Origin of the sequence: Streptomyces sp. NPDC006476, assembly GCF_040612015.1 — a bacterium.
GTDB lineage: Bacteria > Actinomycetota > Actinomycetes > Streptomycetales > Streptomycetaceae > Streptomyces > Streptomyces griseorubiginosus_B.
This window is the reverse complement of record NZ_JBEXPK010000137.1, coordinates 1-10,456: the sequence shown is the minus strand read 5'-3', so window position 1 is coordinate 10,456 and position 10,456 is coordinate 1. Positions and strand designations below refer to the sequence as shown.

Genomic DNA, 10,456 nt, shown 5'->3' with positions numbered 1-10,456 from the left:
CCCGCCCCGGCGCCCGACGCCGTCGTCCACACCGAACAGGCCGGCCGGGAGCTGTTTGTGCACCTGCCGGTACCGGACACCGACGGTGTGTTCGCGAGCTGGGTGTTCGAGTCGGCCGCTCACCCCCGCGACCGGCTGACCCCGCTGACCGGCGATCTCCCCGGCCCGCTGCGGGGCCTGTACGTCCACACCACCTACACCACCGCGGACGGCACCGCCGGCCCCCATGCCATACACCGCCTGACCGACCTCGAGAGCACCTCCGCGACCGCCGCCGCGGCCCCGCTGCCCCCCTCCCTGACCGGCTCCCTCCCCGACGGCTTCACCATCGCCGACCCCACCACCGGCCACGGCTGGCACTTCGACGCCTGGGGCCGCCTGCGCTACCACGACACGCCCGCACCAGCCGGCACCGTCCTGCGCGCGGACACCCACGCCCCGAACACACCCCGCCAGTACCTCATCCCTGCCACGCTGCTACCCGCATGGCCCCACCAACCGCACACCCACTTCCACACTCCCGTCCCCCACGGCCTGCAGATCCGTGCCACCGCCCACCCCGGCGACACATCCACCCCCGCCGCGTGGGCCCTGGACCTCCTCACCTCCCACGGCCATCCGGCCACCACCCACGCCCTGCTGTTCGACGGCACCCAGCTCCACCTCACCACCACCGGCAACACCCAGCCCCAGCCCGTCCTCGGGGCACCCCCCGCGAGCGGCTCCGCCACCGGTGCCCCGCCCGCCGACCCGGCCACAGACCCCTTCGACATCGACATGGACCTGGACATCGATTCCATCGATTTCGACCCCACCTGGCTCGACAGCCCCAGCCCGCCGGGTGAGCCAGCCATCCCCCCTGCCGGTGATTCCGGGGCCGAAGCGGCCGGTCCGTCCTCCCGCGGACTGCCGGACAGCGACGTGCGCGACCGGATACCGGGTCTGCCCGGCGAGGGCGCCGCCGGCAGCGTTCTCCGGCCCTCGCAACCCGACCGGCCTGTCCCACCCCCCGCAGCGGGCCTGCCTCGCCCCGGCGCAGACCGGGCCGCAGTGGAGATCCTCCAGGGCCTCCTGGACCGGCTGGAGAAAAGACCATCGGAGCTGGCACGGCGCCTGTTGACAAGCGGCCCATACCTGCTGTCCATGCGCCGTGGAGGTATCAGGCCTGAGTGGCTGCCGCGGTTGAAGGTGCTGGAGAAGATCGCGCCGCAGGAGACGGACTGGCGGCTTGTGCCTACCGCCCACAGCGGATTCGCCGTCGCGTTGCGGCGGGGGCAGGACATCGCTCACTTCCACTCCCACGGTGCCTTCTCGCACTGGGCGATGGCCCTCCCCGGGACCGGACACCAGCTGGAACTCAAGGACCCCGAGGGCCCCGAGGGCAGTGCGCGGCTGGTCGACGCCGACGGGACGACCGAGATCGAAGCCCACATCAGCACCGGTGACCGGGGCGAGCTGCGAGTGCACCAACCGGGCAGGGGGGAGTGGTGGGTCGATCGGGCCGAGCACGTGGTACGCGGCTACCGGCGGGCACCAGGCGCGCCGGACCCGGCACACCTGCTGTTCGACTGGTCCCGCACACCGGGCCAACCCGCCCTGGACAACTGGCAGGCCTCGCTGGAGACCCACCGCCTGCCCGACCAGACAGCTCTGGCAAGATTTCTCGGCCTTGACAGGAAGCCCAGCAAGGGGTGGAAGGAACTGACTGAGGGTGTCAAGTGGCGGGTGCGTGTCGCGGCCTACCTGACCTCCTTGGAAAACATCGGGAACTGGCGCATCGAAACCGTCCCGAAGCTGGGTTTCAAGGTCGTCTTCGGTGCAGGCACCACGCTCCACTTCCAGCAGGGAGAGGTCGTGGCCTGGAAGGTCGGCCTCCCGGGGACCAACCTGCAAGTGCACTACGACCCGCCGGCCCGGCAGGGCCAGGACGCCTCCTGGCCGGTTGATCAGCAGCCACAGCGGCTGGAGACACTGGACGGCGGGTTCAGCCCGCCTGGCTGGGAACTGCGGGTCGAGGACGACCGCAGTGTCACGGTCAGCGCTAGCCAGGCTGCCGCGGCCGGGGGACCCCAATGGCGCCTGTCCGCCCAGCGGACACTGGACTCCTTCACCCTCCCGCCGGCCGACCCCGCAAACCCCAGCCCCTTCCGCCGGCTGACCAACGCCGGAGTCCTGCCGCCCACCCCCCACCGGGAACCACACCCGACGCAAACCACCCCCGCCACGGCCCCGCACACCGACCTCCCCGCAGGCTCCCCGGCCGAGCGGTAGCGAGGTCGGGTGTGGATCGTGTGGGATCAGGCGGCGGGTTCGAGGCTGACCTTGTAGCCGAGTGCTTCGAGCTGGTGGATGTGGCTGCGTTTGCGGCGTTCGGGATCGATGCGGCGGGTGTAGAAGTCTGAGCCAAGGTCCTGGTAGCGGGCATCGGGGTCGTTGAGCAGGTGCCAGACGACCACCAGGATGGAACGCCCGACCGCGACGATGGCCTTCTTCTTGCCGCGATGGCGGGCAATCCTGCGGTAACGCTCGCCGAGGAAGGTGTCGGTGCGGGCGGCTCCCACAGCGGCCTCGCCGAGCACGCGGGCGAGGTAGCGGTTGCCGTGGCCGGTGGTGCCCCGGCCCTTGTTCTTGCCGGCCGATTCCTTCACGCCCGGAGCGAATCTGGCCCACGAAGCCAGGTGGCCGGCGGTGGGGAACCGGCTCATGTCCAGCCCGATCTCCGCGATGATGGGACCTGTCTGCGAGTGGTGGACAGGTCCCCTACACCCCGTCCTGTTGGGTGGTGGCTGGCTCGTTTCCGGTGAGGCCAGGGGGTTGCTGGTCAGCTCTGTCGGCATCTCGGGGATTGTTTTCCGACTGGAGGAGCTGTTCCAGGTCTTCCGTGGGATAGCCGCTGGAGACGGCCCAGCGGTAGGTCAGGAGGGAGAGTGCGGCAACGACGGCGATGTCTGCGGGAAAGGAGATGGCGGTGTGCGGGCCGTACTGGCCGTAGTACGACGTGGGCAGGAGCGCCAGGAGGAGGATGACGAGCCACATGCCGCGTTCGATGTGACGGCGTCCCGTGGGATTACTGACAGCCCAAAGCGTGAGGATGAAGGCGAGGAGGCTGCCGCTGAAGGCGGCCATGTACCAGCCGAAGCCCCATCCGCTGTGCTGCTGGGGCTGCGTTGCGAGAAACCATCCTCCGGCGGCGTTGACGTAGATCCAGACGATGAGGAAGACCGCGCTGAGCGGCATGGCGAGTGCGGATGTGACCCACCCCCGGCGTGCTGCGGTGTAGACGGCGAAGAGCGGCAGTCCGGCGAAGACGGTGACGAGCAGAGTGACCAGGGTGCTGAAACCGGACCAGTAGATCACCAACACGCTGCAGGTGAAGCTGGCGGGAGACCACAGGGTGGCCCAGCGCAGCTTGAAGGGGCGCGGGAGGTCGGGGGCGGTTCTGCGGAGCGAGGAGAGGCTGGCGCTGCCCATCAGGAAGGTGAGGACGCCGGCGGCGGAGATGAAGGAGACTAGCTGGTACCAGCTGGGGGCGGGGATGAAGAAGAGGCAGCCGACGGCGAAGCAGACGAAGGTGGTTGTGGCCGGAATGCCCCGGGGGGACAGGCGGCGGAAGGTGTCGGGGGCGGCGCCGTGCAGGGCGAGGGCCTGGCTGACGCGGGCGCTGTTGCCCAGGTAGATCCAGCCAGCACCGGCGGGGGAGAGGACCGCGTCGACCAGAAGGAGGTTCCCGAAGGCGGCGAAGGCGGCGGTGCCGGCGGCGTCCAGGGCGTGGAAGAAGGGACCGGATGCCCACGGGCTGCTGTTGAGGGCGGCCCAGTCGCCGGGCCGCACACCGGCGTCCTGCCAGTTGATGGCGCCGATGAACGCGATCTGCAGCAGGGTGTACAGGATGGTCGGGACGACGATGGCCACGATGATGGCGATCTTGGCGTCCCGTTGCGGGTTCTTCATTTCTCCGCCGAAGTCGAGGGCTTGGCGGAAGCCGACGAAGGCGAAGGCGATGCCGGTGGAGGAGACGGCGTGCACGGTGCTGGCGCCGCCGGTGGGCAGGAATCCTCCGCCGAGGGAGAAGTTGTCGCTGCGCAGGATGAAGAAGAGGAGGAGGAAGGTGGCGACGGGAACGGCGATTTTCCAGATGGTGACCCAGTTGGTGGCTTCGCTGAACTTGCGGATCCCGACGATGTTGATCAGTAAGAAGACCACCATCAGGGCGATGGCGCAGAGGATTCCGTTGGGCCAGGCCAGCATGGTGGTGCCGCTGCGCTGCTCGACGACGTTGAGGTTGGGGAAACGGCTGCCGAGATAGGTCATCACGGCGACGGCTTCGACGGCCGGGATGGAGACGGCGAAGAGCCAGGCGGCCCATCCGATGATCCATCCGGTGAAGGCGCCGTGGGTGAGATAGGGATAGCGGACCACGGTGCCGGTCATGGGAAGCATGGCGCCCAGTTCGATCCAGGTGAGGGCGATGACCATGAATACGGTGCCGGCGATCACCCAGGAGAGGATGGCGGCGGGACCGGCGATTCCGGCGGCTGACAGGACGGCGAACAGCCAGGCGGAGCCGATCTGCCCGCCGATGCTGAGGAAGATCAATTGTGGGAGGGTGACTTCTCTGCGCATGCGGCGAGAAGTGTCGGGTGGTCGCTTGAGAAGGTCCATCAGGCTGCCTTTCGCAGGCTGGCTCGGGGCTGAGGCATGCTCGGTCGCCGTCTCGGGGCCAGACGTGGTTTCTCCTGGCCCCGAGACGGACGATAGGAAGAGCCTGCTGGGGTCAGACCGTGGGCAGGGCCTGTGCCAGGGCGGCCCGGTCGACCTTGCCTGTGGGGGTGAAGGGGAAGGCGTCCAGGACGACGTAGTGGGCCGGGACCATGTGCCGGGGCAGCACCTGGCTGAGCCCGTCGCGAAGAACCGATTCCTCGATGTCGGTGCCGGGGGCGCGGACGCAGTGGGCAGCGAGGACCTTCTGGCCTGATGCAGTCGGATGGACGGTGACCAACGCGTCGCTGACGCCGGGCAGTTCCCGCAGCTGGCTCTCGACCTCGCCCAGCTCGACACGTGATCCGTTGATCTTGACCTGGGTGTCGCGGCGGCCGAGGAATTCGATTTTCCCGTCAGGCAGGAGACGCCCGAAGTCTCCGGTCAGATAGGCGGGGATGTTGAGACCGGGCCAGGTACGGAAGCGTTCGGCGGTCAGCTCGGGGCGGTTGAGGTAGCCGTCGGCGACGGCGATGCCGCCGATGCAGATCTCTCCGACCTCGCCTGCGGAGACCGGCTGCATGTCGCCGTCGACGATCTTGACGACGGTGTTGGTGATGGCTGTGCCGATGGAGGGCAGGACCGGCCATGCGGCGGGATCGCCGGTCAGCTTCTCTGCTGTGACCACGTGCGTCTCGGTGGTGCCGTACTGGTTCTCCAGAGTTGCTCCGGTGCGGGTGAAGAACTTCCGTACCGAGTCCCCGATCTGCAGCTGTTCTCCGGCGGTGATGACCTCTCGCAGTGATGCCGGGTAGCGGTCCTGCTGGACGGCGGCCTCGATGACCTGGTGCAGAGAGACGAACGGCAGGAAGACGCGGTGGATCTGCTGTTCGTCGATGTAGGCGAGGAGCTTGCGCGGGTCCTGGCGGACGTCCTCCTCGATCAGGACGAGAGTGCCGCCGCTGGACCAGGTTCCGAAGATCTCCTGGAAGGAGACGTCCACGCTCAGCGGCCACAACTGCAGGGTGTTCCAGCCCACGGTGGAACCGGAGTCGGCCACCTGCCAGGAGTTCAGGTTGGCCAAGGCCCTATGGGGCATTGCCACCCCCTTGGGACGGCCGGTGGAGCCGGAGGTGTAGCTGATGTAGGCCAGGTCCTCGGGGGCGGACTTGGCCCCCCACTCCGGCAGCTCGCGGGCGTGCAGGTCGTCCAGGACGGGGTCGAGGATCTCCAGTTCACAGCCGTCGGGAATGGTGATCAGGTCGGCGAGGTGGGCGCGGCACAGCAGCCGGTCGGCGCCGCTGTCGGCGAGCATGTAATCGAGCCGGCCCCGCGGGTAGGTGTTGTCGAGCGGGACGTACGAGCCACCGCCGGACAGGACCGCGAGGACCGCGATGGCCAGTTCCGGAGAGCGGTCGTTGAACAGCGCCGCCCGGGTGGTTCCGGCGAGGTGGCCGGCCAGCCTCTGGATGGCCGTCTGGAGGTCGCGGTAGCTCAGCTCGCCGCCAGGCCAGCGCAGCGCGACTGCATCGGGGTGCTTCTGGGCTTGGGCAGCGACCATCTCATGTACGAGAAGCTGGCTGCCCGAAGCGGTCTGTGTACTCAATGGAGTTCTCCCCGTTCTCCCCGGCCGGGTCCGGCCGCGGGTAGCGAAATGGGCATGCGGATGTTGGCAGTGGTACAGCGATGTGAGCGCAGGCAGTGGCAGGTGGATGTGGAGAGTCAGCGCGGAAGAACGCTCAGACTCCGCCGCCGATCACGATGTCGTGTGTGGTGGCGAGCGCGCCCATCTTGTCGATGTACTCGTCCACGAGGTCCATCGTGATGTCGGGGCAGCAGCCAGCCACGAAGTCGCGGATCATCTCGTCCATGTCGAGCTCGTCCGCAGTGCGGTAGAAGTCCTTGCGGGATTCGAGATAGTCACGGTCCACGCGCAGTCCGAATTCCCCGGCGCGGGTCTGTGCGTACTCGGGGTGCGTGAGGTAGCGGTAGGACTGGGAGCCTGGAATCGGGCACAGTGGGCCGAAGTCGAGCGCCGCGAACGTCTTGGGGTGGTCCTCGACGATGCGGGTGAGGGCCGCGTGATTCGCCGCCATGATCTCGGGGGTGATGCCGAGATGGGTGACCACGAGACCTGCGGTGATCATGCCGCCTCGGCGGATGACCCCTTCCAGCGCACGTAGATTGTGGTCCATCGGGGCGTGGGTCCGCCCTCGGCCGCCGATGGGTTGTTTGTTCATCACGTGCAGCGACACATCCGACAGGCCGTCGAAGCCGATGAAGAAGTGGTCCAGCCCGAGCCGGTTGACCAGGGTGTCGATCCGGTCGGCGCCGGTGGCGAATGCCTCGGCGCGAGCGTAGCCGAACATCTTCGGGCGGTCCGGCTCGGGCAGCGCGAGGAACCATTCGGGTGGCTGGGCGGCCATGGAGCGCAGCATCCGCCACAGGGTCAGCGGCAGCTCGTCCGCGGTGATGTAGAAGTAGTTGAACCCTTGGCAGTAGGCGTTTTCGAGAACCGCCCAGGCTCGCTCGGCCTCTGGCGCGATGATCTCGCGTACGCCCGGGATGATGCCGCAGAAGTCGCAGGCGTTGAGGGGGACGCCCTCCAGACGCTCGCCGGCGAATTTCACGCAGCCGCGGCCGATGTCGACGACCTGACTGCGCAGCTCGCGGTCTCGCATGAAGAAGTAGACCTGCTGCTGTCCGTCGAGGTAGTGCTTCTCGTGCGGCATCAGGCTGTCGGCCAGGGAGTAGTCGACGACAGGGAGGCGCCCGTACTCCGCAGGGTTCTCCGGGTTGCGGTGCACCGTCCCGCTCGCGTCGCGGTAGACCAGGCCCGCATAGTCCATGGTCGGCCGTAGGACGCCGGTGAACCGGTCGGCCATGAAGTCGGTGAAGCCTTCGACGACGTCGTTGCCGTAGAAGCCGACGTCCACCGCCGGCTGGTTGGCCATCACCCTGTCGTACAGAGCGGAGAAGTGGTCGTTGCCGAAGACGACGAGCGCCTGTGGATTGATCCGCTTGGCACGCTGGGCCATCGCCACCGAGGCGCCGTAGTTCGCGGTCAGGACGCTGAAGCAGAGCGCCTGTATTCGGTGGGCGTGTGCATCGATGAACTCTTCCAGTGCGGGATTGCCGTGGACCGTGCCGTCCAGGTAGCCGACGCGCAGGCCCGTTCCTTCTAATCGGGGCCGTAAGGAGCTCATCAGCGTCAGCAAGCCCAGATTCGGGTAGATCGACGTGTTCGCGCTCGACGTGTGGCGCGAGGTGTCGTTCGCGTTGATGAACAGGATGTACCGGACGTCTTCAACCATGAGGAACCACCACTCTCGTGCAGGCAGGGGAAAGGGCAGGCTCTGGATGTGCGGTGATACATGTCATCGAGCGTGTCGACCAGCACCACCTCCGGCGAGATGGTGCACGGCAACGAGGATGCGAAAGGAACGGAACGTCAGCTGGAGCCGACTGCAGCGGCCTCGCCGGCCGTCAGCTTCACCAGTTCCGTGAACGTCGTACGGAACACGGTGTGCGGCAGCCCGGCACCCGCCCAGACGTACGGATAGTCATCCAGATGCGTGTCGACCAGAGTGCGCACTGCGGACGGATGGCCGATGGGAGCGACACCGCCGACTTCCTGTCCGGTGACCCGCAGGACAAAGTCCGGATCAGCGCGCCGGATCTTGCCGCGTCCCACGCCCAGGAACTGGGCGACGCGGCGGGTGTCCACACGATGGGCGCCACTGGTCAGAATCAGCAAGGGGGTGCTGTCGATGGAGAAAATGAGGCTGTTGGCGATGGCACCCACATCGCAGCCCAGTTGTTCTGCTGTAGCCGCGGCGGTGGGGGCCGGGGCAGGCAGCTCTACGATCTCCGCCGTAGAGCCGTGCTGGGTCAGGACATCACGGACCCGTTGTACTGGCGTGTGCAAGAGTTCTCCCCGTTGCGTCATGTGTTGCCCCACCTCTGTCGCCGGTACGGGCCAGGGGCAGGGGCGCCGGTCTCATCCGGCACGTCCGCTATCGATCGGCTGCGCCCATCGGGTAAAGCACGATCAGAGTTGCTTCCGCCTCCGGTGTCAGGCATTCGTACAGGTGAGGCCGATCGGCCGAGAAAGCTATGAAATCGCCGACATCGAGCTTGGTCGACCCGCTCTGGGGCCCGACGAGCAGACTCCCCTGATGAACTATCAGGTGCTCAAGTACTCCCATGCTGTGCGGCGGCGACTCGTACGTACCCTGCGACATACGCATGTCGTAGATCTCGTACATGGTTTTCTCATTGGTCATACGGTGGATCAGCCGCAGGTCAAGGCCATCGCCGCGCACTATCATGCCCTCGTTCGCCCGTGTGACGTGCATCAGCGGGACACTCTCCGAGGCGATGAGATCCGTGAGGGGCACTCCCAGATGTGTCGCCAAGGACATGAGCGTCTCAAGTGTCGGATTACCCCGCCCCAGTTCCAGCTGCGCGAGAGTAGCTTTGGCCACCGAAGACTGACGCGACAACTCGTTCAACGACAGCCCGCGCACGGTACGGATCCGGCGAATATTGGCGGCAACCGACCCCATGATGTCCGTCACGGCACTGGACAGTACGCCTCAACGCTCGTAATGGCAAGACGACTGAATGGCCACTAAAACGACCGATGGACTCCATTTGACGTGCCGGAAGCTGCCGCCGACATCCCGTGACGCGGCTGCACCTCTGCTTGCGGCCCCGCACCGCCCCCACGACCTGCGAAACGTGCCACGGTCCTGCTCCCACGGTGGTAGAGGCCAGCGCGGGTCGCCTGGATATGGATCATTAGGATGCTGTCATTCTGGCCCCTGTGATCTTCGAGGTGTGCGTTGACATCGATCGACCGCACCGCCTACCCGAGGTTCCGCGGGACCGTCACGGCGCGGGAGCTGGTCGAGTCGTTCACACCCACAGTGAGCCGTTCCCAGTAACCGCCAGCCACTGTCCGTGAGCGCGAGGCGCATCGCGTGGTCCTCGGTATCCCCAAGTCCGCGCAGGCGTAAGGCCCCTGGTAGGAACGATCTTGCGAAGGAAAGATCCGACCGAGGGGCCTCACGTGCCGACCAGTGTCACATACACCGCCGTGCTCGATGTGAAGCGGTCCAGCGCCGAGCACCTGGCCGGCCTCCTGCGCGACCACCGGATCGCGGCCGGGACCCGCAAGGGGCGACGTGCGCTGGGCTGCTTCAAGCAGGCGGTGCTCGTGCTGCGCTGGTTCCTCGACGGCACCCGGCTGGCCCAACTCGCTTGTGTCAACGGCCTGTCGGCCTCCACCGCCTTCCGCTACCTCCACGAAGGACTGGCCGTCCTGGCCGCCGGCGCACCGGACCTGTCCACCGCGCTGGAGCGTGCGAAGGCAGCAGGGCTGACGCATCTGAACCTCGACGGCACCGTCATCCGCACCGACCGCGTCGCCGCCCCTGGCCCCAACGGCGCAGACCTGTGGTGGTCCGGAAAACACAAGCACCATGGCGGGAACGTGCAGGTCATCGCCACCCCCGACGGCTGGCCGATCTGGGTCTCACCAGTCCGCCCGGGCAGGGAGCACGACACCACCTGCGCCCGCCACCACGGCCTGATCGACGCCCTTAGCTTGAAATTAAAGGTTTCCCCTCGGTCCTCCGGGTCGATGGGTGTCCTTTTTGTGCCGGTGTTTGCCGACGGGGTGGCGGGGTGCGGCGCTGCTGGTACGGCCTCGTGGGCGGCCTGGGCCGGGACGGGTGGCTTTCGGCGGTTTCGC

7 protein-coding genes and 1 pseudogene are annotated in these 10,456 nt (G+C 67.3%); 2 read left to right on the top strand and 6 right to left on the bottom strand.

The genetic code is table 11. The annotated features are described in order from the left end of the window. Positions 1-2,271 (top strand): annotated as a pseudogene (locus ABZZ74_RS50550) (hypothetical protein); the annotation flags it as partial. 26 nt (positions 2,272-2,297) lie between these two features. Here ABZZ74_RS50550 and ABZZ74_RS50545 read toward each other — a convergent pair. The 6 genes from ABZZ74_RS50545 to ABZZ74_RS50520 all read right to left on the bottom strand — a co-directional run bounded on the left by ABZZ74_RS50545 (position 2,298) and on the right by ABZZ74_RS50520 (position 9,278). After that, a complete protein-coding gene (locus tag ABZZ74_RS50545; RefSeq protein ID WP_356950885.1) occupies positions 2,298-2,837 on the bottom strand; it encodes a transposase in 540 nt (179 codons plus the stop codon). Then, positions 2,761-4,596 carry an APC family permease gene (locus ABZZ74_RS50540; protein ID WP_356950884.1) on the bottom strand — a complete coding sequence of 612 codons (1,836 nt, stop codon included), beginning with the start codon at positions 4,594-4,596 and terminating at the stop codon, positions 2,761-2,763. The genes ABZZ74_RS50545 and ABZZ74_RS50540 overlap by 77 nt, the downstream gene beginning before the upstream one ends. A 178-nt stretch (positions 4,597-4,774) precedes the next feature. Beyond that, entirely contained in the window at positions 4,775-6,259 is a 1,485-nt protein-coding gene (locus tag ABZZ74_RS50535) for an amino acid adenylation domain-containing protein (RefSeq protein ID WP_356950883.1), read from the bottom strand. Positions 6,260-6,437: 178 nt separating this feature from the next. Beyond that, positions 6,438-8,012 (bottom strand): cobalamin-dependent protein, encoded by a 1,575-nt coding sequence (locus tag ABZZ74_RS50530; protein WP_356950882.1) that lies wholly within the window; start codon positions 8,010-8,012, stop codon positions 6,438-6,440. Between the two features lie 137 nt (positions 8,013-8,149). Further along, complete coding sequence (locus tag ABZZ74_RS50525) at positions 8,150-8,647, bottom strand: YbaK/EbsC family protein (RefSeq protein WP_356950881.1); 498 nt, start codon at positions 8,645-8,647, stop codon at positions 8,150-8,152. A gap of 67 nt (positions 8,648-8,714) precedes the next feature. Beyond that, positions 8,715-9,278, bottom strand: coding sequence for an XRE family transcriptional regulator (locus tag ABZZ74_RS50520; RefSeq protein ID WP_356950880.1), 564 nt, complete (start codon positions 9,276-9,278; stop codon positions 8,715-8,717). Positions 9,279-9,772: 494 nt separating this feature from the next. Here ABZZ74_RS50520 and ABZZ74_RS50515 point away from each other — a divergent pair. Further along, a partial coding sequence (locus ABZZ74_RS50515; RefSeq protein ID WP_356950879.1) for a transposase family protein occupies positions 9,773-10,456 on the top strand: 684 nt, incomplete at its 3' end.

Coding starts and splice junctions, on each gene's coding strand:
- ABZZ74_RS50545 (WP_356950885.1), bottom strand. CDS start 2,837: ATGCCGACAGAGCTGACCAGCAACCCCCTGGCCTCACCGGAAACGAGC.
- ABZZ74_RS50535 (WP_356950883.1), bottom strand. CDS start 6,259: ATGGTCGCTGCCCAAGCCCAGAAGCACCCCGATGCAGTCGCGCTGCGC.
- ABZZ74_RS50530 (WP_356950882.1), bottom strand. CDS start 8,012: ATGGTTGAAGACGTCCGGTACATCCTGTTCATCAACGCGAACGACACC.
- ABZZ74_RS50525 (WP_356950881.1), bottom strand. CDS start 8,647: ATGACGCAACGGGGAGAACTCTTGCACACGCCAGTACAACGGGTCCGT.